The sequence below is a fragment of the Haloarcula sp. JP-L23 genome (assembly GCF_011602445.1).
GTDB lineage: Archaea > Halobacteriota > Halobacteria > Halobacteriales > Haloarculaceae > Haloarcula > Haloarcula pellucida.
Window position 1 is genome coordinate 2150654 of record NZ_CP050014.1, and the last position, 21668, is coordinate 2172321.

At 65.8% G+C, this 21668-nt stretch carries 22 protein-coding genes; 10 read left to right on the forward strand and 12 right to left on the reverse strand.

Annotation, left to right across the window (positions count from 1 at the left end; translation table 11 throughout):
• Positions 1-45 precede the first annotated feature (45 nt).
• The 4 genes from G9465_RS11055 to G9465_RS11070 all read right to left on the reverse strand — a co-directional run bounded on the left by G9465_RS11055 (position 46) and on the right by G9465_RS11070 (position 3635).
• Positions 46-804 (reverse strand): HpcH/HpaI aldolase/citrate lyase family protein, encoded by a 759-nt coding sequence (locus G9465_RS11055; protein WP_166969916.1) that lies wholly within the window; start codon positions 802-804, stop codon positions 46-48.
• A gap of 252 nt (positions 805-1056) precedes the next feature.
• On the reverse strand, positions 1057-1818 hold the full coding sequence (locus G9465_RS11060) for an IclR family transcriptional regulator (RefSeq protein ID WP_166969918.1): 762 nt from the start codon (positions 1816-1818) through the stop codon (positions 1057-1059).
• Between the two features lie 72 nt (positions 1819-1890).
• Positions 1891-2862 (reverse strand): carbohydrate kinase family protein, encoded by a 972-nt coding sequence (locus tag G9465_RS11065; protein ID WP_166969920.1) that lies wholly within the window; start codon positions 2860-2862, stop codon positions 1891-1893.
• A gap of 116 nt (positions 2863-2978) precedes the next feature.
• On the reverse strand, positions 2979-3635 hold the full coding sequence (locus G9465_RS11070) for a transaldolase family protein (protein WP_166969923.1): 657 nt from the start codon (positions 3633-3635) through the stop codon (positions 2979-2981).
• 429 nt (positions 3636-4064) lie between these two features.
• Between G9465_RS11070 and G9465_RS11075 the strand changes: the two genes are divergently transcribed.
• From G9465_RS11075 to G9465_RS11090, 4 genes are read left to right on the forward strand one after another with little or no spacing between them, the layout of a single operon-like run.
• Positions 4065-5291, forward strand: coding sequence for a sugar ABC transporter substrate-binding protein (locus G9465_RS11075; RefSeq protein ID WP_166969925.1), 1227 nt, complete (start codon positions 4065-4067; stop codon positions 5289-5291).
• A 35-nt stretch (positions 5292-5326) separates the two neighbouring features.
• A complete protein-coding gene (locus G9465_RS11080; RefSeq protein ID WP_166969927.1) occupies positions 5327-6343 on the forward strand; it encodes an ABC transporter permease in 1017 nt (338 codons plus the stop codon).
• Positions 6340-7170: an ATP-binding cassette domain-containing protein gene (locus G9465_RS11085; protein ID WP_166969929.1), complete on the forward strand. Its 831-nt coding sequence runs from the start codon at positions 6340-6342 to the stop codon at positions 7168-7170. The genes G9465_RS11080 and G9465_RS11085 overlap by 4 nt, the downstream gene beginning before the upstream one ends.
• A gap of 55 nt (positions 7171-7225) precedes the next feature.
• Positions 7226-8122, forward strand: a complete 897-nt coding sequence (locus tag G9465_RS11090; protein WP_166969931.1) for an SMP-30/gluconolactonase/LRE family protein — start codon at positions 7226-7228, stop codon at positions 8120-8122.
• A 1-nt stretch (position 8123) separates the two neighbouring features.
• Here G9465_RS11090 and G9465_RS11095 read toward each other — a convergent pair whose 3' ends face one another.
• On the reverse strand, positions 8124-9086 hold the full coding sequence (locus tag G9465_RS11095) for a mannonate dehydratase (RefSeq protein ID WP_166969933.1): 963 nt from the start codon (positions 9084-9086) through the stop codon (positions 8124-8126).
• Between the two features lie 95 nt (positions 9087-9181).
• Between G9465_RS11095 and G9465_RS11100 the strand changes: the two genes are divergently transcribed.
• Both G9465_RS11100 and G9465_RS11105 read left to right on the forward strand, forming a co-directional pair.
• Positions 9182-9529, forward strand: a complete 348-nt coding sequence (locus tag G9465_RS11100) for an L-rhamnose mutarotase (protein WP_166969935.1) — start codon at positions 9182-9184, stop codon at positions 9527-9529.
• 20 nt (positions 9530-9549) lie between these two features.
• On the forward strand, positions 9550-10047 hold the full coding sequence (locus tag G9465_RS11105; RefSeq protein ID WP_227015534.1) for a universal stress protein: 498 nt from the start codon (positions 9550-9552) through the stop codon (positions 10045-10047).
• 18 nt (positions 10048-10065) lie between these two features.
• Here G9465_RS11105 and G9465_RS11110 read toward each other — a convergent pair whose 3' ends face one another.
• From G9465_RS11110 to G9465_RS11120, 3 genes are read right to left on the reverse strand one after another with little or no spacing between them, the layout of a single operon-like run.
• Positions 10066-10527, reverse strand: a complete 462-nt coding sequence (locus G9465_RS11110; RefSeq protein ID WP_166969937.1) for a MaoC/PaaZ C-terminal domain-containing protein — start codon at positions 10525-10527, stop codon at positions 10066-10068.
• Positions 10528-10573: 46 nt separating this feature from the next.
• Positions 10574-11584: an aldose 1-epimerase gene (locus G9465_RS11115; RefSeq protein WP_166969939.1), complete on the reverse strand. Its 1011-nt coding sequence runs from the start codon at positions 11582-11584 to the stop codon at positions 10574-10576.
• A 48-nt stretch (positions 11585-11632) separates the two neighbouring features.
• Entirely contained in the window at positions 11633-12634 is a 1002-nt protein-coding gene (locus tag G9465_RS11120; RefSeq protein ID WP_166969941.1) for an LLM class flavin-dependent oxidoreductase, read from the reverse strand.
• An 89-nt stretch (positions 12635-12723) separates the two neighbouring features.
• Between G9465_RS11120 and G9465_RS11125 the strand changes: the two genes are divergently transcribed.
• A complete protein-coding gene (locus tag G9465_RS11125) occupies positions 12724-13386 on the forward strand; it encodes an RraA family protein (protein WP_166969943.1) in 663 nt (220 codons plus the stop codon).
• 6 nt (positions 13387-13392) lie between these two features.
• On the opposite strand, the gene G9465_RS11130 is transcribed toward G9465_RS11125, so the two are convergent.
• Genes G9465_RS11130 through G9465_RS11140 form a run of 3 tightly spaced genes read right to left on the reverse strand, consistent with a single transcriptional unit; the run spans position 13393 to position 16589 of the window.
• Positions 13393-14181, reverse strand: coding sequence for an SDR family NAD(P)-dependent oxidoreductase (locus G9465_RS11130; RefSeq protein WP_166969945.1), 789 nt, complete (start codon positions 14179-14181; stop codon positions 13393-13395).
• A gap of 54 nt (positions 14182-14235) precedes the next feature.
• Positions 14236-15297, reverse strand: coding sequence for a mannonate dehydratase (locus G9465_RS11135; protein ID WP_227015536.1), 1062 nt, complete (start codon positions 15295-15297; stop codon positions 14236-14238).
• Between the two features lie 56 nt (positions 15298-15353).
• A complete protein-coding gene (locus tag G9465_RS11140) occupies positions 15354-16589 on the reverse strand; it encodes a sugar ABC transporter substrate-binding protein (RefSeq protein ID WP_166969947.1) in 1236 nt (411 codons plus the stop codon).
• Between the two features lie 77 nt (positions 16590-16666).
• Between G9465_RS11140 and G9465_RS11145 the strand changes: the two genes are divergently transcribed.
• The 3 genes from G9465_RS11145 to G9465_RS11155 all read left to right on the forward strand — a co-directional run bounded on the left by G9465_RS11145 (position 16667) and on the right by G9465_RS11155 (position 20748).
• The gene (locus tag G9465_RS11145) at positions 16667-17863 is read left to right on the forward strand and encodes a CaiB/BaiF CoA-transferase family protein (protein WP_166969949.1); all 1197 of its coding nucleotides are present in this window, start codon (positions 16667-16669) and stop codon (positions 17861-17863) included.
• Between the two features lie 69 nt (positions 17864-17932).
• Positions 17933-19090 (forward strand): glycoside hydrolase family 88 protein, encoded by a 1158-nt coding sequence (locus G9465_RS11150; RefSeq protein WP_166969950.1) that lies wholly within the window; start codon positions 17933-17935, stop codon positions 19088-19090.
• Entirely contained in the window at positions 19087-20748 is a 1662-nt protein-coding gene (locus tag G9465_RS11155; RefSeq protein WP_166969951.1) for an acyl-CoA synthetase, read from the forward strand. The genes G9465_RS11150 and G9465_RS11155 overlap by 4 nt, the downstream gene beginning before the upstream one ends.
• 38 nt (positions 20749-20786) lie before the next feature.
• Here G9465_RS11155 and G9465_RS11160 read toward each other — a convergent pair whose 3' ends face one another.
• On the reverse strand, positions 20787-21428 hold the full coding sequence (locus tag G9465_RS11160; RefSeq protein WP_166969952.1) for a DUF4864 domain-containing protein: 642 nt from the start codon (positions 21426-21428) through the stop codon (positions 20787-20789).
• Positions 21429-21668: the final 240 nt, after the last annotated feature.

Consider the following 21668-nt stretch of genomic DNA (forward strand, 5'->3'; position numbering starts at 1 on the left):
TTCAATCGCAGTGACAAAAGAGCTACCGGCGGTCCGGGGGCGGGACTACTCGGTGACGGCCTCGGCGATGTCCTCGAACGCCCGCGTGAGGATAGCACCGTCGACGCCGACGGCGACGTACTGCGCCCCGGCATCTATCCACTGCCGAGCCATCTCGGGGTCGTCTGCGTACGTCCCGACGACTTTCCCCGCGTCCACGGCCCGGTCGCACACGTCCTGCATCAGAGCTTCGACACGGTCGTCTCGCACCTGACCGGGGATGCCGATGGACTGTGACATATCGTACGGTCCGAGGAACAACACGTCGATACCTTCGACGGCGACGATGTCGTCGAGGTTCTCCACACCGCGTTCGCCCTCGATGTGGATGATGACCGCCGTCGTCTCGTTCTGCCGGTCGGTGTAGTCGTCGTACCCCGTGTACCGCCCGGCACGGACGTACGGCGAGAATCCGCGGGACCCGAGTGGATCGAAGCGTGCGTGGTCGACGGCCGCCCGAGCGTCCGCGCCCGTCTCGACCTGCGGGATCTCGACGCCGGCCGCGCCGATGTCCAGCGCTCGCTGTATCTCCGACTCGGAGTTGTTCCGGACCCGAATCACGGGGGCAGCACCCCCGCGCTCGGCGGCCGCACACATGGCGACGCAGGACTCGGCGCTCAGTGGACCGTGCTCCTGATCGAGGATGGTGAAGTCCAACCCGGCGACGCCTGCCATCTCCGCGGCCATCGGGGAGTCGATGAGTTGGAACGTCCCGAGCAGCGTCTCGCCGTCCAGTAACCGCGCTCTGAGAGACGGGGGAGCCATACCGTACAACGGGCTTCGTGTCACTTGAAACTAGCTTTTCTCACGGGGGAGGACGGTCGCGACGGCGGCAGAGCGGCGACAGTGTCGTTCCGCTCAGACGAACGATAGTTTCTCTCTACCGAACGCCGTGCGCCGGATATTCTAACGAAGGTACCTCTGTTAGACATATATGTGCCGAGCCGCTACTTTATATGCTTCATCTACTTCGGCAGAAACGAACGGCCGGTGTCTCGTTCTGTCCGGTGAGGACGCCTACGAGTACGCCATGTTTATCTCGATGACGTTGGCAGACGAGCGAAGCAGTTCCGGAATCTTCTCGTGGAACAGGTCGCCTTTGATACGGGTCGTCGGTCCGGAGACGCTGAGCGCTGCGACGACGCGTCCGTCCTCCGCGACGACCGGCGCCGCCACACACCGGAGGCCCGGAAGTCGTTCCTCACGGTCGTACGCGTAGCCCCGGTCACGAATCGCGTCGAGTTCCGCTTTCAGTTCGTCCGTGTCGGTGATGGTGTTCTCCGTCCGTTCGGGGAGTCCGTGCGTCTCGATGATTTCGTCGACGCGTTGCTCCGGGAGTTCGGCGAGAATCGTCTTCCCGAGGGCGGTACAGTGAAGTTTCACGCGCTTTCCGGCGTAGGTGTCGACGCTGACCGCTTCGGTCCCCTCGGCACGTGTGATGTAGACGCCCGTCCCGTGTTCCTCGACGGCGGCGTTGGCCATCTCACCAGTCTCTTCGGCCAGTGAGAGCACTTCAGGACGGGCTTTCTCGTAGATGTCCATTCGGTTTCGCGTGTACTCTCCGAGTTCGAGAAAGCGCAGGCCGACACGGTAGATGCCGTCCTCGCAGTTAATGTACTCTTCTTCGGTGAGCGTCTGCAAGTGGTTGTGGACGGTGCTCTTTGCGATGCCGAGTTCGTTCGCGACGGTGGTGACCCCCGCCCCATCGAGACGTTTCAGTTCCTCGATGATTCGCAGCGACGTCTTGGTGGCGTCGATGGTGTTGTTCTGTGTGGCCATAGAAACGCTACGGAACCCTCGCATATAGACTTGTTCACCACGACGGAACAAGTGTCCGCCTGTCCGGGACGGTTAGACGGCCCACGGAATCTCGTCGTGGAACTGGCGTATCTGTTCGAACCCGGTCAGCGCCGATACGGCACCCGCCTGCGTCGTGGCGACGGCACCCGCCGCGTTCGCGAGCGAGAGCGCATCTTCGACGTCTCGGACACCGTTGGTCAGGGCGGCGATGAACGCCGCGAGGAACGCGTCTCCGGCCCCGGTCGTGTCGACGACGTCGACGTCGTAGCCGGGATGCCGACCCAATCCGGCTACCGGGCTCACGTCGGTCCCGTAGCACAGCGCCCCTTCGTCGCCCATCGTCAGCACGACGGTGTGTGGCCCGTGGTCGACGACATCCCGAGCGAGTTGCTCGGGGTCGTCGTGCTCGAACCCGGCCGCGGCGAGGTCCTCGGGCGTGGCTTTCACCACGTCGACGGCCTCCAACGATCCGCGGATGACCGCACGGAACTCGTGGTGGCTCTCCCACAGCTCCGGCCGCCAGTTGGGGTCGAGTGACACCGTACAGCGCTCGCTCGCGCGGGCCTGGAGTTCGAGCGTCGCCGACCGACTGGGCTCTGCGCTCTCGGTGACGCCCGTCGTGTGGACCCACGACACCGCGTCCAGCGTCTCGTCGGGGACAGTGCCGGTCTGGAGACGCGTATCCGCCCCGTCCTCGCGGTAGAAGGTGAACGAGCGGTCACCGAATTCGTCGTGCGTGACGACGGCGAGCGTCGTCCGGGCGTCCGGGTCCGGTACGACGAACTCGTCCGGAATCGTCGAGTCGTCGAGGTGTGAGCGCAGGAAGTCACCGAAGTCGTCCGTCGCCAGTCGCGTCCAGAACAGCGGTGACGCGCCGATGCGGTCGAGTGCGAGGGCGACGTTCGCCCCTGACCCGCCGAACTTCGGCTGATACCCCCCGGCGTCACCCGGGGGTCCCGGCCGTTCGGGAACGAAGTCGACGAGCGTGTCGCCTGCCACGAGGACTGTCGGGTCGGACGTCATGGCACAGGATTCAGCGGCCCCGTACTTATACCGTCCGACGGAACCGGTGATAGTGTCGACGGGGGCGACCGGCCCTATCACGGTCGCCGTCTGACCGTTTCGTTACTGCTCCGACGTCACTCGTCGATGGGACTGCCCCGGTCGCCCCACGCCGCCTCGAACCCGGCGACGCCCTCATCGGTCTTCGGGTGCGGGACGTGGTCGTCGAGGACGTCGGGCGACAGCGTCACCGCGTCGACGCCGGCCTCGTAGAGTGAAACGGCCTGTGTGGTGTTCCGGACGCTCGCGGCCAGCACCTCTGTCTCGAAGCCGTAGGTGTCGTAGATGTGCTGGATTCGCCGCACGGTGTCGACGCCGTCCTCGCCGGCGTCGTCGAGTCGGCCCACGTACGGCGCGACGAACGAGGCGTCGTTTTTCGCCGCGAGCACGGCCTGCTCGATGGAGAAGACCACTGTCGTGCCGGCGGGCACATCCTCGTCACGCAGGCGTGCGAGCGCTTCGAACCCCGGACGGGTCGCCGGAATCTTCGCCACGACGTCGTCGGCCCACTCCTGATAGCCGCGCGCTTCGCGGACAATCCCCTCGACGTCGTCGGCGAGAACCTGTGCAAACACCGGTCCGTCGACGACGTCGGCGATGGCGGTGACCGCCTCTCTGTACCCGAGTTCGGCCGCTGCCACGATAGACGGGTTGGTGGTGACACCGTCTACGACACCAAGTCTCGCGGCTTCGGTAATGCGGTCACGGTCAGCCGTGTCGAGGTAGAGCTTCATACCACGCATATCCTCGATGTGGTAAAAAGAAGCTACCGACACCCGACCACCACACCGAGTGATGACCATCCGGACTCTCGTGTAAATGTGTGCACAGATCCGCCCCAAATAAGCACGAATAATAGTTATATTCCTCCTGCCCGTGCCAGAATAGGATTACTCTCACAGAAATGTAGTGCGATCGGGTATTTGTTCTCTATCGGAGCTCATCGTTTGTCGCTTTTGTTTCACATCGTCTCGTTCACGACAGAACGCCTTCCGTGCAACCGAGTGATTCACTCCTCGCCTCGGCGGACTCGACTAGTGCTCCGGCCAGTTTTCGATTCCTGTCGATATCTCCACTGAGAGTTCGTCTGTCGGAATAGTGTGTGAGTCAAACGCATATTTTCGACAACCTTTATGTATATACACTCTCAATCTCACCTCTGTATGGCAGAGAATACCAGGCGCAGATTTATCAAGACGACCGGTGCTGCGATTACCACAGTGTCACTTGCAGGCTGTGGCGGGAACGGCGACGGCGGCGACGGCGGCGACGGCGGCGGTGGAGACGGCGGCGACGGCGGCGACGGCGGGGGTGACGGCACCGGCACCACCACCGGCGGCAACGGCGGCGGCGGTAACACGCTCGAGAAAGTCGGGATGTCTGCGTACGTCCGCGGGGGGTCGTGGATTACGGCATACATCGAGGCCGCCGAGTTCTACGCGGAGGACCTCGGCATCGAACTCGACGTCCGACCGAACCAGCAGAGCGCCCAGAAACAGGTGCAGGACATCCGCGACTTCACGAACAGTGACCACGACGCCATCCTCGTCGGCGTGTGGTCGACCGGTGCCGCGGAGGGCGCTATCAACGAGGCGATGAACGCCGGGAAACCGGTGTTCGCGACCAACGCCGACACGTCCAGTTCGGAGATTCCGCTGTACGTCGGATTCAGCAACTACGACGGCGGCGCGAGTTCGGCCGAGGAGATGGTCAAAGCACTCGGCGAGCAGTACCCGAACAAGGACAACTACCGCGTCCTCAACGTCCGCGGGATTCAGGGCAACCAGTCGGCCAACCAGCGCTCACAGGGATTCCTCGACGTGATGGCCGAACAGGACAACATCGAGGTCGTCCAGACGCTCAACGGCGAGTACGCCCGTGACGTGGCCCAGTCCACCGTACAGGAGTGGATCAACGCGAACGGGCGCGTCGACGGCATCTACTCGGGCAACCTCTCGATGGGCCTCGGCGTCGTGCAGGCGCTTCGCAACCTCAACATGCTGGTGTCGAAAGGCGACGAGGGACACATCGTCCTGACGCAGATGGACGGCAGTCCGGAGGTCAACCCCCTCGTCGGGGACGGGACTATCGACGCCGCCGTCGACCAGCCCAACTACTTCTACAACCCCATCGCGATGCAGTACATGAAGCAGTACGTGGAGTCGGGGATGGACGACAGCGTCATTCCCGAAGTGGGGTCGGAAGTCACTTCGGACCAGTTGACCATCGAACCTGGCCAGCACAAAGGCGTCGAGATGTGGTCCGAACCCATCTGGGAACCCGGCATCATGCGCGAGCAGAACGGCCACCCGTGGTTCCGGACCAACAGCATCGTCATCACCCAAGAGAACTACGACCAGCCGTTCCTCTGGGGTAACGTCTGGGGCTGAGCGCGGTATCTAACGACACACCACTCCCCTACACTATGTCTACGGAACAAGGATTCCTCGGGCGAACGTTCGGCGATAGAGACGACGTAATACTGACCCTGTTGGACAACATGATCTGGCCGATACTGGCTATCGTCATCCTCGGCGTCCTCGTGTTCGTCCCACAGACGCTGCGGAACACCAACGCCATCAGACTCGTTCTCTGGGCCGCGGTTCCGATCGGCCTGCTCGTCCTCGCGGAGAGCCTGTGTCTTCTGTCGGGACACTTCGACCTCTCAATCGGGTCGATAGCCGGGTTCTCGGCGATGTTCACCGGGATGCTTCTCGGGACCTGTCCGAGTTGCTGGGGCGTCACCACGAACCCGTGGGCCGGGTTCGGCATCATCCTCGTGACCGGGTCGCTCATCGGCCTCGTCAACGGCATCATGATCGCGAAGATGGGACTGAACCCGTTCCTGCAGACGCTGGCCTTCCTCATCATCTTCGAGGGCGCCAAGACGGCGATGCAGACCCAACCGGTGACGGGCCTCCCGCGACTCTACGTAGACGTCGGCGGGACGCCGGAGTTCGCCATCGGGGTGCTCCTGTTCGCGTTCCTCGTCTTCGGCCTGATCATGCGCTTTACGACGTTCGGGCAGGCGGTGTACGCGCTGGGGAGTTCCGAGAAGTCCGCAAGAGAGGTCGGCATCGACACCGAGCGCCTCATCATCGTCGTCTACACTATCAGCGGTCTGCTGGCGGCAATCGCCGGCCTGATGCTGACCGGGTTCGTCGGCGTCGTCCCGCCGCTCATCGGCGAGGGGCTGGTGTTTCAGGCGTTCGCCGGGGCAGTCATCGGCGGCATCAGCCTCTTTGGCGGCCGCGGGAAGATAACCGGCGCGCTCGGCGGCGTCGTCCTCATCCAGTTAGTGCAGTCGGCACTGAACAACAGCCCCGTTGTCGGGGCAACCCAGATACAGATGGTCAACGGATTCGTGTTACTGGCGGCGATACTGCTGTACAGCACGCAGGCCAAACTCCGGGCTCGCATCCTCGCGAGTGGTGCGGTATGAGCGTCGAGGACAGCGGGACGGCCGAGCAGGAGGCCGCGAGCAGCCCAGCCACCGACGAGGCCGGGGAACCGAAGCTTCGCGTCGAGAACATCACCAAGCAGTTCGGTCGCATCGTCGCCCTCGACGACGTGACGCTGGACATTCAGGAGGCCGAGATATTCGCCCTCGTCGGCGACAACGGCGCAGGCAAGTCGACGCTGATGAACATCCTCAGTGGCGTCCACTCAGCGACGAAGGGAACCATCTACAAGGACGGTCGTGAGGTCCACTTCTCGAACCCCTCGGACGCTCGCGACAACGGCATCGAGACGGTGTATCAGGACCTCGCGCTGATGGACGACTTAGACATCGCGACGAACATCTTCATGGGCCAGTTCCCAAAGCGCGGTCTCGGACCCTTCTCGTTCATCGACTGGGAGACCACGTACGAACGGTCTCGGGCGATAATGATGGACCAGCTCGGACGGGACGTCGACATCAAGACCGAGGTCGAGTTCCTCTCCGGCGGCCAGCGCCAACTCGTCGCCGTCGGTCGGGCCCTCGCGTTCGACCCGGACGTCATCATCCTCGACGAACCGACGAGCGCGCTTTCGGTCGATGCGACCCGCCTCGTGCAGGACACGCTCGACCGACTTGCCGAGGAGGGAATCACCATCGTCATCGTCAGCCACAACATCGAGTCCGTCCTCGCCCACGCAGACCGCATCGGCGTCCTCTATCAGGGGGGGCTGGTAGACATCAAGCAACCCGAGGAGACCGACCTCGAAGAACTGAACGAACTGATGACGACGGGGACGCTGGACGCGGGACTGCTGGACGACGACTGAGAGGCGGGACGTTTCGGCGCATAATTTTACGGGACACGGGGTCGGAGGGTACAGTATGCCGACACCCGAACTCGTCGTCGATATCGCCTGTGAGACCGGAGAGGGACCGCTCTGGCACCCCGACGAGGAACTGCTCTACTGGGTCGACATCCCGCGGGGTCGACTCTACCGATACGACCCGTCCACGGACGACCACGAACTCGTCTACGAGGACACCGAGGAGCGCATCGGCGGGTTCACCATCCAGACCGACGGCACGCTGCTCCTGTTTCAGGAGGCCGGCGCGGTCCGCCGACTCGACCAGCAGACAGGTGACGTCGACACCGTCGCCGACCCGGACCCCGACCGGTTCCACGAGCGATTCAACGACGTCATCGCCGACCCGGAGGGTCGCGTCTTCGCCGGCGTGATGCCGGATACCGACCGTGACCTGCCGGGCCAACTGTACAGACTGGACACTGACGGGTCGTTCGACCTCGTCCGCGAGGAGTGTGTGCTCCCCAACGGCATGGGGTTCACCCTCGACCAGTCGGGGTTCTACTTCACCGACACCGGCGAAGTCGACCCGGACTGTCCGGGGTACATCTACCGGTACGACTACGACCGCGCCACGGGTGACATCTCGAACCCGAAGACGGTGGTCGACGCGAGCGGCATCGAGGGTCTGCCCGACGGGATGACCGTCGACAGCGAGGGCCACCTCTGGTCGGCGTTCTGGGACGGCCACAAACTGATTCGGTTCGCGCCGGACGGCACTCGCGAGGAGACAGTCGCATTCGACCCGCGGAAGGTGTCCTCGCTCACGTTCGCCGGCGAGGACTACGACACGGCGTACGTCACGACGGCCTGCGTCGAGACGCGAGACGTGGAGGGTGAGGGGGCGGGGAGCCTCTACCGCGTCGACCTCGGCGTGACCGGCCGCGAAGAGTTCCGGTCGAGCGTCGACGTCTGAGCTACTCCGCCTGCGCTTGCTCGCGTAGCCCGCGCATGTAACCGATGGCGAACAGCCGACCCTTCGTGTGGTAGCCCGGATTCGAGTTGTCCTCGCCGGCCATCGTCGGGACGTGGTCGGGCCGCATCGGCACGTCCTCGCCGACGTGCTCTTCGTAGGCCCGCATCGCGGCCAGCATGTCCGTCGGGCCGTCGTCGTGCCACGTCTCGACGAAGTTGTCTGCGTCGCCCTCGACGTCGCGGAAGTGAACGAAGTTGATGCGGTCGCCGAAGTGTTCGATGGCCGCTGGGATGTCCGCACCCATGGCGGCGAAGTTCCCCTGACAGAAGGTGACGCCGTTGTACTCGCTGTCGTAGGCCGAGAGGACGCGGTCGTAGGCCTCGACGCTGTCGACGATTCGGGGGGTCCCGCGCAGGGACTCCCGTGGCGGGTCGTCGGGATGCAGACCGAGTTTCACGCCCGCCTCCTCGGCGACCGGGGTCACCTCTCGCAGGAAGTACTCGATAGCCTCCCAGACGTCCTCGTGAGTCACGTCGGCGAACTGCTCGGGGCCGCCCTGCACCTTCTCGACGTCGAACTCGGTGACGTAGGAGCCACCGCGCGACTCGACGTGGGCGGCGGTCCGTGCCCACCTGACCCCGGCCATCCAGTCGTAGCAGACGACCGGAATGCCGACTTCCCCGCAGTTCCGGAGGAACTGTTTGAACACCGCGATGTCCTCGTCGCGGCCCTCGCGCCCGAGTCGGACCCGGTCGGAGATTGGGACCGACCCCTCCAGAACCGAGAATTCGAGGCCGGCGTCGGTGAGCCAGTTGTCGAGTCCCTGCAGGTCGTCGTAGGTCCAGTGGGTCCGACCGTCCCCGATTTCGAGCGGGTGGACGACCGCTTTCTCGACGCCCATCTGTTTGGCTAACTGCCAGCGTTCGTCCGGCTCCGGCGGCAGGATGAGTGCAGGCGAGACCATAGCCCATCTGCCGTCGGCCCGGTACTAATACTCTCGGGGTCGCGCGGGTAGCGGCGGGCGCAACACTCATTGCGTCGTCACGAGAGCTATCAGCTATGCCCGAGGATACCGAGCGAGCGGTGTACGTCCAGCGACTCGACCCCGACCAGCGCGAGGCGTACGTCGATGCCCACGACGACGTGCCCGAAGCGGTCACCGACGCGATGGAGCGGGGCGGCGTCGAGGAGTTCGAACTGTACGTCCGGGACGACGTGGCAGTCTGCATTCTGGAGTGCGACGACTTGGACGCCTACCTCGACGCCGTCGACGGCGACGAGGCGGTCGCAGAGTGGGAACGGTACACGGGCCAGTTCAAACAGTCGGGCGTCGACGCCGACGCGGATCCCGAGTCCGGTATCCCGTTTATGGAGTGCATCTGGCGGTTCGAACCCGAGGAGTCCTGAGAGCCGGGTTTCGCCGACCGATGGTGTTTTTTCACACGCCGTCGAAGGTGACGGCGATGGACCTCTCGTTCGACACCATCGTACTCGCTATCGGCCCGGCAGACGACGACCGACTCGACCAACTCGCACGCGTCTCGATGCAGGTCGCGAAACCGACCGGTGCGACGGTCGCCCTCACGCACGTCTTCACCAGAGACGAGTTCGACGAGGTGGCCGCTGAACTGGACTATCCGAGCGCGACGGCCGAAGACGTCGACGTGATACTCGAACGCCACCAGTCGGTCCAGTACCTCGAAGGCCTCTTCGACGACCACGGCGTCGACTACGAGGTGGACGGCGTGGTCGGGAACGTCAGCGACGGCATCGTCAAAACCGCCGAGAAGGCGGACGCGGACCGCGTCGTTATCTCCGGCGGGTCTCGGTCGCCGGTCGGCAAAGCCGTCTTCGGGAGCACCGCCCAGAACGTCCTCATCAACTCGCCGTGTCCGGTGACCTACGTCAGGCCCCAGTCCGACTGAGGACGGGTCGACTCCGGACTACGACTCGGCGTCGCGTCGCTCGACCAGCGTGATGTGCTGACAGACGAGCAGGGTCGTCCCGTCGTCGTCCGTCACCTCGTACTCGTAGACGACGCGGCCGAGCGTGTCGTTGTACTCCTCGGTCTCGACCACCTCTCGGTGGACGGTCAGCGTCGTTCCGATGCCGACCGGGTTGACGAACCGTAAGGAGTCGTATCCGTACGAGAACGAGCGCGGGTTCATGTCGGCGACGAGCGCTTCGGCCACCGAGAACACGAGGTTGCCGTGGGCGATTCGTTCCCCGAAGTCCGACTCCGCGGCCCGCGTCGTGCTCACGTGTAGCGGGTGGAAGTCCCCGGAGAGGCCGGCGAAGTTGACGACGTCCGCCTCGGTTATCGTGCGGGCCGACTCGACGGTGAACGTCTCTCCCTCCTCGATGTCCTCGAAGTAACGGTCGGTGTCCTTCGACGGTGCTTGCATCGGTCGTTGTACGGACACAGCGTGCATAAAACTACGCGCCGGCCGTTCAGTCGGTGCCGTGCGTCCGTAGCCGGACGGTCGACGACTGGGTCTCGCCCGGGGCGAGTTCCTCGGCCGTCCCGTTCTCGACGGCCTCGGCGAGTCCCGCGTTCGGTATCGAGGTGCAGGGTTCGAGGCCGACGTTGTAGTTCCGGCCGAAGAACGGCGCGTCTTCGAACCCGCCGAACGGTTGCCAGTACCAGAGGTACTCGTACAGCGACGCTGGAAACTCGACGGTGACGCCGAGGTCCAGTTCGGGGTTGGAGACGGTGTACCGGCCCTCGTCGAGGTCGGCGAGGGCGACGAGGTCGTGAACCCGGTCGTCCGCTGGCGGGAACTCCCGGAGGTCTACCGGCCCGCCGTCGGTCTCACAGACCGGCCACTCGAACGTCTCGCCGGGCGGCAGTCGCGCGGTGTCCGCGGTCTGGTCGGGGTCGACGTGGACCGTCTCACAGGGGACCGTCAGGGTCGCCTCCGGCGCGACGAGCGGTTCACCGAGGGCGACGTGCTGTAACCACGAGTAGTCCACCGGTACCTCGCCCGTGTTGGTGACCCGTTCGGACACCTCGACGGCGGACTCGCCCGCCGAGAGGGTCACGTCCCGTTCGACGTCGAACGGGTATCTGGTGAGCGATGCGGTCAGTCGCACAGACACCCGCTCGGCAGAGTCCGCGAGTATCTCCGTCTCGAAGGGGACGAGGGTGGACTCGCCGTGCAGCCCCAGCGGCGCGCCGTGGGCCTCGGAGGGGCCACCCGCGCCCGGGAGGACGCTCTGCCACCCGCCGGGGTAGTGGTCGAGGAAGGAGAACGCCCCGTCCGGCGCGCCGACGGGACCGGCGGCCGGCGCGCGCCACTCGTGTGGCGCTTCGAACAGCACGTTCGTGTCCGTCCGCTTGTCGACTATCCGGGTGAGGTCGCCGCCCTTGCCGGGGAGCAACTCCACTCGGAGGAGGTCGTTCTCCAGAAAGAGCGCGTCGATGCCGCGACGTTGGTACTCGTCGGTGACCGTGCAGGTCATGGCGACGGTTCGGCGCACCGCCACATAAGCGTCGGTGCCGGTCCGCGATTACCGGAACTGTGGTGCCACTTCGTCGCCGAACAGTTCCATCCCCCGGGTGTCTGGGAAGTCAAGAAACATCAACTGGAGTTTCTCGAAGCCGAGGTCGCGGATGCCCTCGATTTGGGTCGCCACCTGCGAGGGCGTCCCGATGAGCATGCTCCCCTTCTCGCGGGCGTCCTCGGCGTCGTCCAGCGTCTCGTCCATATCGGACTCCTCGCCCCACGGGAGGGGGAAGATGTCGTCGACGGCCTCCTCGACGGCGGCCTCGTCCTCCCGAACGAGGACGTGAGCGAGCCACGAGCGTTCGACGTCGTCCGGGTCTCGCCCCTCGTTTTCGAGGTACTCCTCGAACTTCCTGACTTTGAACTCGATTGGCTTGCCACGCGCCCGGGCGCTGATTTCGACGTTCCACTCGTCGGCGTGGCGGGCGATGAGTCTGAGCATCTTCGGGCCGGCGCCGCCGACGACGATGGGCGGGTGCGGGTCGCTGACGGGCTTGGGGTTGTTCAGCGCGTCGTCGATGGTGAAGTGCTCACCCTCGAAGGTAGGATGCTCCTCGGTGAACATCGACTTGACGACCTGCACCCCCTCCTCCAGCATCTCGATGCGCGTCCCGATGTCAGGGAAATCGAAGCCGTAGGCGCGGTGTTCCTCCTCGTGCCACCCGGCGCCGAGGCCGAGGCGGAGGCGGCCTTCCGAGAGGATGTCCACCGTCGTCGCCATCTTCGCCAACAGGGCGGGGTTGCGGTAGGTGATGGACCCGACGAGTGGGCCGAGGTCGACGTCGTCGGTCCGTTCGGCCAGCGCCGAGAGGAGCGTCCACACCTCGTACTCTTCGGCTTTCGGCCCGAGCATGAAGTGGTCCGGGGCCCAGAGTCCTTCCAGCCCCGTCTCGACTGCGGCGTCGACGCCCCGAAGTACCGTCTCGCGTTCGACCGTTTCGAGCATCGGCGTGTCCCGGTGGACGCCAGCACCTGCGTAACACTGCACCATCCAGTCGAATTGCATAGCCTCACTGCGGCGGCGAGTCGAATAATTGTTTGGGCGGTGTCGCTTCGCGGGGATAGCTTATGTCGCTGGGCACCGACCGAATCGGTATGAGCGACCCGGCACTCGGTGATCTCTGTGACCGCTACGAACAGCTATATCCCGGCGCCGTCGTCGACGTGCTAGACGACAGGGGGTACGAAGACCAGACGCTCTCACCCGACATCGCGCCGCTCCGAGACGGAATGACCACGGCGGGCATCGCCTACCCAGTGGTCGGTCGACCGAACCGGAGCGTGGACCCGGACGAGAACATGCGGGCGATTCTGCGAATGCTCGGCGACGCGCCGGAACACGCCGTCTTGACCTACCAGACGAACGACGACAGGGCGGCCCACCTCGGCGAACTCTCGGTCGTCTCGCTGAAAGCACAGGGCGCCCGTGGCGCGGTCATCGACGGCGGCGTCCGCGACGTGGCCTACATCCTCGACGAGGCGTTCCCGGTCTTCTCGCGGTACCGGACCCCCGCGGACGCAGTCCCTCGCTGGGAGATTCTGGAGTGGGGGACCGATGCCGTCGTCGGCGGCGTCGAGGTGTCGGCCGGCGACGTCGTCCTCGGGGACCACGACGGCGTCGTAGTCGTCCCCGAAGCCATCCGGGCGTCCGTCCTCGAAGAAGCCGAGGAACTGGCCGACACGGAGAACGAGGTCCGGGAGGCCGTCCGGTCGGGGACGGCACCGCTGGACGCCTACGACGAGTACGGCGTGTTCTGAGTCGCCTCAGAGGCCGCTGTGTGCCAACCAACCGCCGTCGACGGGGAGGTTCGCGCCGGTGATGAACCCCGCCTCGTCGCTCGCGAGGAAGACCGCGGCGTCGCCGACGTCCTCGGGTTTGCCAAACCGGGGAAGGAGCGTCTGTTCGCGGGATTTGGCCATGTCCTCCTCGGTGACGATGTCCTGTAGCGGCGTCTCGACGTAGCCCGGGTTGATGCAGTTCACCCGGACGTTCTCCTCGCCCAGTTCCATCGCCAAATCGCGGGTCATGTTGACGACGCCGCCCTTCGCGGCGGCGTAGGGCGGGCCGCCGCCGCCCTCGAACCCGCGGACGGACCCGACGTTGATAATCTGGCCCTCGCGTTCGACGAGGTGGGGTATCGCGTACTTCGCGCAGTAGAACGCGCCGCTCAGGTCGATGTCGATGGAGCGCTGCCACTCCTCGACGCTCGTGGTCTGTGAGTCACCGACGATCTGGATGCCGGCGTTGTTCACGAGGACGTCGATACCGTCGTAGGTATCGACCGCCGTCTCGACCATCGCCTCGACGTTTTCGGGGTCGCCGACGTCCGTCTCGACGTACGTCGCGTCGCCGCTGGTCTCCTCGCTGACGAGTTCGTCCGTCGGTGTCGTCACGTCGGTGTCGTACTTCTCGCCCTGTTTCGGGTCGCGACGCACGTCGGCGACGACGACGTTGGCGCCCTCCTCACCGAAGCGCTTTGCGATGCCGCGGCCGATGCCGCTTGCCGCACCTGTCACTACGACCGTTCGGTCGACGTGTCTCTCAGCCGCCATAGGTGTCACTCACCGGCCAGCGACTTAACAGTAGGTCCCGCCGGTTCTGATGGGTCAGCGTCCCGTCTCGCGGCGAATCGCGGTGAGAAGCCCGTTCAAGTAGCCGACGGCGTGTGCGCGCCCGCGGTGTTCCCAGTCGGTGTCGCCCTCGACGTGCGGGACGTGGTCAGGGATGAGGAGGCCGCGGAAGCCGACCTCGTCGAGCAGCGAGAGCATCTCGTAGGCGTCGTAGTTCCCTTGGTCGACGAACGTCTCGGTGAACGTCGGGACGGTCCCCTCCACGTCCCGGAAGTGGACGTAGAATATCTTCCCTCGCTCGCCGAAGTACCGGACGACCTCTTCCAGATTCTCTCCCATCTCTGACCAGCACCCGAAACAGAACTCCAGTCCGTGGTTCTCGCTCGGGACCAGTTCCATCGCCCGCTTGAAGTTCTCGAAGTTACGGAACAGTTGGGGGATGCCGCCGAGCGAGGGGACCGGCGGGTCGTTGGGGTGGAGACACATCTTGACGCCCGCCTCCTCGGCGACTGGGAGGAGTTCTCTGAGGAAATACTCGTAGTTGTCCCACAGTTCGGCCTCGGTGTACTCCCTGTCGTGGGTGAGTTCGTCGGTGACAGCGTCCATGTCGAACCCCGACGCACCGGCGCCGCCGCGGACGGTGACGTCGGTGTTGCGCCAGACGCCGCTGGGCATCCAGTGGTAGCCGAACATCGGGATGCCCGCCCGACCGATGTTGCGGATGGTCGTCTTGACGTGTTCCATCTGGTCCTCCTTGCCCTCTTTCCCGAGCATGATTTTGTCGTAGAACGAGATGGGGATGTTCTCGATGGCGTTCAGTCGCAGGCCCGCCGACTCGACGCGTTCGCGGAGTTCCACGAGGTTCTCGTAGGTCCACTCTGCGTCGCCTTCGAGGGGAATCCGCTCGTCGTCCGGCATGTGCGGGTAGTCCGGCGAGTAGCGGTACATGTTCAGCAGAACGTCGTCGACGCCCAACTGCTTGCAGAAGCGGAGTTTCTCCTCGGTGGGGTCCATGAACTGCCCGAGGCCGACCCGCATCGGCAGCGCGTCGAAGTCGGCGGACTCGCCAGCGCGCTCGCTGTCGACTGTCTGGTTCATACATAGACCAGCCCGAAGACGAGCATAAGTGTTACTCGCAGGACACTCGCGACCGTTCAGTCGAGGAGGTCGGCCGCTTGCTCGGAGGCGTCCGTCAGGGCGTCCTCAACGGACGTCGACCGCTCGACGACGGCGGCCTCGACCATCTCGTTCAGTATCTCGTTCAACTCGGTGTACGCCGGAATCTGTGGGAGCGTGTTGACCGGGCCGGTGTTGACGGCTTCGAGCATCGAGTAGAACTGGTTCGACCGGCGTATCTCCGGGTCGCGCCACGTCGAGAACCGCGTGCCAGAGGCCCCTTCCAGCGTGGTGATTCTGTCGCTCTCGGGCGAGGCGGCGTGGCGGACGAAGTCGTACGCGAGGTCGGGGTGGTCGCTCCCCGCCGGAACGGTCAGGCCGTAGCAGACGGTGAGTGAAGTGTGTTCGCCGTCGGGCGCGTCACCCCGAGGGATGAGGCCGTAGTTCGTGTGTCCGAACACCGCCGAGTCGGGACGCTCGGCCATCGCCCCGAAGCCAGACCAGTTCCACATCATCGCGGCCTTCCCGTCGGCGTAGAACTGCCCGGCCTCGACGCTCTCCATCTCGACGGCCTCGGGCGGGACCACCTCGTGTTCGTGAATCAGGTCGTGGTAGTACTGGAGCGCGTCGCGTCCCTCGGGGCTGTCGAAGGCGGGGGTGCCGTCGCCGTCGAGCAACTGCCCGCCGCGGCTCCACAGTTGGATGGCGAAGTCGTAGACGTCGTTGTGGCCGTCGGGTTTCGCCGCGACGACGGTCCCCCACAGGTCCTCCTCTGGCCGCGTAAAGAAGTCGGCGACCTCCAGAAACTCGTCCCACGTCCGCGGGACCGAGAGCGGCCGTCCGTACGCCTCGCGGAACGCCCGTTGCTCCGCGACGTCCTCGAAGCAGTCCTCGCGGTAGTGGAAGATTTCGGGGCCGTCGTGGTACGGTATCCCGTAGATGGTTCCGTCGTAGGCCATCAGGTCGCGTAGGCTCTCGGCCCACCCGTCCGGCCAGTCGTCCGGCGGGTCCCGTGACAGGTAGCCGTCCAGCGGGTGGACGTACCCCGCCTCGGCGACCATCGGGAGCCAGTCGCTCAGACAGAGAAAGAGGTCGTAGGTCCCGTCGGCGATGTCACCCGTCACGAGCAGGTCCTCGTGAATCTCGGGGAGCGGGCGGTGATCACGCTCGAAGGTCACGTCTGCGTCTGTCGTCTCGGCGAAGGCGTCCATCTGACGCTTCAGGGCGTTCTCGAACCCCTCGAACGGTCGCCCGACGAGTCGTAGCGTCGGCATGGGAGAACTGACCACGCTCTGGACATTAAGTGTACGGTCGCACGAACGTTTATCGGGTCTCGGGGACGTCTGTTGGTATGCAGCGGGCACTCGACGGTGTGACAATCGCGGACTTCACACAGATGATGCAGGGACCGTGGGCGACGCAGAAACTCGGCGACATGGGGGCCGACGTCCGCAAGGTAGAGCGACTCGGCGGCGAGTGGGAGCGTGACCTGCGTGCCGGCGGCGAGTTACTCGACGGGACCAGCCCCTTCTTCCTCGCGATGAACCGCAACAAGCGGAGCATCACGGTCGACTTGAAGGCCGAGGCGGGCCGGGACGTGGCCCTCGACGTCGCCCGCGAGGCGGACGTCCTCGTCGAGAACTTCCGACCCGGCGTGATGGACTCGTTCGGCCTCGGCTACGACGACGTGCAGGCGGTCAACCCGGAGATAATCTACGTCTCGGCCACCGGGTTCGGTCGCGACGGCCCCTACGTCGACCGGCCCGGACAGGACCTGCTCCTCCAGTCGATGAGCGGGCTGGCGAACTACACCGGTCGGAAGGGCGACCCACCGACGCCGGCCGGGACCGCCGTCGTCGACGAACACGCCGCCATGCTCATCGCCTTCCACACGATGGTCGCGCTGTTCCACCGGGAGCGGACCGGGGCCGGCCAGCGCGTCGACGTGAACCTCTTCGACGCCGCCATCGACTTCCAGTGTCAGGAGCTAACCGCCGCGCTGAACATGGACGTCGAGTTCGAGCGAAGCGAGGCGGGCATCGCACAGGCGTGGCTCGGCGGGCCCTACGGCATCTACGAGACGGCCGACGGGCACGTCGCCATCGCGATGGCACCGATGGCGGCGCTCGCGGAGACGCTCTCGCTGCCCGAACTCGCCGACTACGACACGCCGCAGGCGACCTTCGACCACCGCGACGAGATAAAGCGGACGCTGGAGGCCTCCACCCGCGAACGGCCCACCGACGAACTGCTGGAGACGCTGCTCGACGCCGACGTCTGGGCGGCCGAGGTCAACGACTTTCAGGAGGTCGCCGCCGACCCACAGGTCCAGCACAACGAGACGCTCGTCGAACTGGCCCACCCGGAGGACGGGACGTTCACCACCGTCGGTGTGCCGGTGGAGATGTCCGAGACACCGGGTGACATCCGCTCGCCACCGCCGCTCCCCGGCCAGCACACGGGCGAGATTCTCGCCGAAATCGGGTACGACACCGCCGAACGTGAACGACTCGCGGAGGAGGGCGTCGTCGGCGGAACCGTCCAGTGAGGCCGTCCCGATTCCCGTGACGGCGACCGCCGACACTAGCTTGAATACCTACGGCCGGCAACAGCCAGTATGACCGGCGAGAGCGACCAGTACCGCCGAGGATTGGAAGCCGTGCTCGCACGGGTGGAGACGACCCTCGACGCGACGGGTGACCGGTTCCCCTACGTCTACGACCGGGAGACGGACGGATGGGAGACGACGGACGACGGGAACTGGTGTGGCGGACACTGGATCGGTCTGCTCTGGCTTGCGGCCGCACACGCCGACGACCCGACCCCCGCCGAGCGGTTCGAACGGGCGGCCCGCGACCACACCGAGACGATGCGGGCGTACATTCCCCGGGACTCGATGTTCTGCGGGATGAACTTCCTGTACGCCGGGTTCCGCGGGTACGACCACAGCGGCGACCGGTCGCTGTTCGGTCTCGGACTCGAAGGGGCCGACGCGATGGCCGCGGCGTTCCACGAGGGTGCCCGCCAGATACCCCTCGGAAAACTGGCTATCCGTGGGCCGGAGCAGTTCCGCGGTCCGGAGTCCAACCACGGACCGCCCGGCGACCGCATCGGCGCCGTCGACAACCTCTACACGGCCGTCTCGGTGCTCTGGCGGGCCTACGAGGCGACCAAGGACCCGCAGTTCCGCGACGTGGCCGTCTCACACGCCGACCGCCATCTGGACTGGTACGTCCGCGAGGACGGCCGGACGTGGCACCACGCCGTCTTCGACGAGACGGGCACGCTCGAACGTCAGTACAACGAACTGGCTCACAGCGACGAGACGTGCTGGGCGCGCGGACAGGGCTGGCACGTCGCCGGTCTCGCGAACGCTTACGCGGCCACCGGTGCCGAGCGCTACCGTCGAGCGCTCGCCGACGCCGTCGAGTACTACCGGACCCACACGCCGCCCGACCACGTCCCACACTGGGACTTCGAGATACCGGACCCCGACGGTGAGCCACGCGACACCAGTGCCGCCGCCCTCGTGGCCTACGGGTTGGTCGCCCTGTTGCCGGACGCCCCTCCGGTCGCCGACCTGCGTGCGTTGGGGCACGACGTCCTCTCGTCGCTCGTCGACTCGTACCTCGTGACGGACCCGTCGGACCCACGCTACGGACAGGTCCAGCACGGCTGTTTCAACCGACCCGGCGACTACGCCGTCGACACGGAACTCGTCTGGACGCAGTATTATCTGGCGTCCACGCTCGCACAGGTGGCGGGCGACGGATGACCGGGCCGTGGACCGGCTACGAGTTGCCGGCGTCGCCGACGAGTTACGGCGACCTCCGCGACGGGTTCGAGTGGCAGATTCCCGGCCGCTACAACATCGCCGACCACGCGCTGTCGGGTGACGGAGACGCTGTGGCGCTCAGGCACGTTGCCGCCGAGGACGAACCCTACGCCGGGACGACGGTGACGTACGGCGAACTGGCGGCCGCGACGCGAGCCCTCGCGGCCCGCCTCGCGGACGTAGGCATCGCCGCGGGTGACAGGGTCGCCGTCTGCCTCCCACAGTGTCCCGAACTCGTCGTCGCGCACCTCGCAGTCTACCGCCTCGGCGGTGTCGTCGTTCCGGTGTCGATGCTCCTCGGCGAGAACTCGTTCGGGTACGTCCTCGACCACAGCGACGCGTCGGCGCTCGTCGTGGATTCGGAGCGTTGGAACGCGGCGGGCGACGTGCGGACTGCCGCGCCGACCGAGACGGTGCCCGTCGACGTCGGGTCCGGGACGGCACCACTGGGCGGTCTCACCGAATTCGCCGGGGACGCCCCTTCCTCGACGGGCCCGACGGCTGTCGAGACACGTCCGGACGACCCCGCGCTGGTGCTGTACACCTCCGGGACGACGAGCGACCCGAAGGGCGTGGTGCAGGGCCACCAGTACCTACTGGGGTCGTTGCCGGGCTATCACTGCTGGTTCGACCTCTTTGACCCGTCGTCGGCCCGACGGGCGCGGGTCTGGACGCCCTCCGAGTGGGCGTGGGCGGGGGCGCTGTTCGACGTGGTGTTCCCGACGCTCGCGCTGGGCGGGACCGTCGTCTCCTCGGTCCGGCGGGCGGGGTTTGACCCGGAGCGAGCACTCGACGTCGTCGCCGGACAGGGAGTCACACACGCGTTTCTCCCGCCGACCGCGCTCCGGGCGATACGCCGCGAGACCGACCCGGACCCTGACGACGTGCCCACGCTGGAGACGATGCTGTGCGGCGGCGAACACCTCCCCAATGACTTGGCGGAGTGGGCGACCGACCGGCTCGCCGTGACTGTCAACGAGGCGTACGGACAGACCGAAGCGAACGCGCTCGCGGGCGAATCGAACGGCGTCTACCCCGCGGCACCGGACGGACTCGGCCGCCCGTACCCCGGCCACGAGATAGTCGTCGTCGACGAGGACGGCGCCCCGGTGCCGACCGGCGAGGGAGGAGAGATAGCCGTCGTCCGCCCGGACCCCGTGGTCATGCAGGAGTACGTCGACGACCCGGCGGCGACGGCGGCCGTCCTCGACGACGACCTGCTCAGGACGGGCGACATCGGTCGGTTCGACGACGGCGTGCTCACCCACCTCGGGCGGGCGGACGACCTCATCCTCACCGCCGGCTACCGCGTCAGCCCCCTCGAAGTGGAGTCCGCGCTGGAGGCCCACCCCGCTGTCTCGGCGGCGTTGGTACGCGGCGAACCGGACCCCGGACGAGGACAGCGGGTCGTCGCCACCGTCGTCCCGTCGCCGGACGTGACGCCGGACGACGACCTCGCGTCGGCCCTCAGGGTATCTGTCGCCGAGTCCCTCGGCCCGCACAAGCGCCCGCGCGACATCGACTTCGTTTCGTCGCTACCGACGACGCGGACCGACAAGACCGATCGGTCCGGGCACAGCGGCGCGGACCGCGAGTGAGTCAGCCGTCTGGCCGACCGGCGATCAGTCACGCAGTCTTATTCGGACGTGACGCCGGTCGTCATCCAGCACCCGCCGTAGGGCTCCGTAGTCTGCACCGTCTGGAGTTTGAGGTGCCACAGGTACGTCGCCGACGTCTCGCCGGTGGACACCGTCACTCGCTGGTGGGCCCAGCCGCCGTCTCGTTCGAGCGGTCCGTACGTCACCGTCGACGCGTTCAACAGGGGCCGGTACTGGGTCGTGAGTACGTCGACGAACGCCTCGTAGGACCCGACAGCCCGCCGATTTGACGGGGCGGCGAACCGCCACGTCGTGTTGATACCCTCGTTGGTCACCGGGTCGTTGTTGCGGAGGGCGTTGACCTGTATGTGGACGACGAGTCCGGGCGGCCGCTCGCAGGTCGGCCGAAGCGAGAGGTAGCGTGGCTGGGCTGAGCCGGTGCGGTTGTCCGGCGCGGTGATGCCACCCCAGTAGTCGCGTCGGCCAGTGCTGTCGGCCAGTGACCGACCGTTCGGGTCGGGCGTCGGCGACGGCATAGCCCCGTCGGGAACCGGGGCCGGTGTGACGGGTTCTCCGCCACCGGAGTCGCTGCCGCCGGCACCGAAGAACGTGCCACACCCGGCCAGTGCGACGAGCGCGACACAGGCGACGAGGAACGCGGGCGTGTCAACACGAATCATGGTTTTACGACGGACGCCAGCGGCTTCGGCCTTGCTATCTCTCGATGAGTTCCGATAAGCACCGAAATCAACCGAATACGATTGCGATACGCAATTCTGCTAATATATTGGATAGCACGATTGCGACAGTATTACGGTAATCAACTATCAACCATCGGGATACTCCGAAACCTGTGCCGACACGGTGCAACCCTTGTATGTGAAACAAACATTTTAGTTATCGGGACACGAACGCCGTGG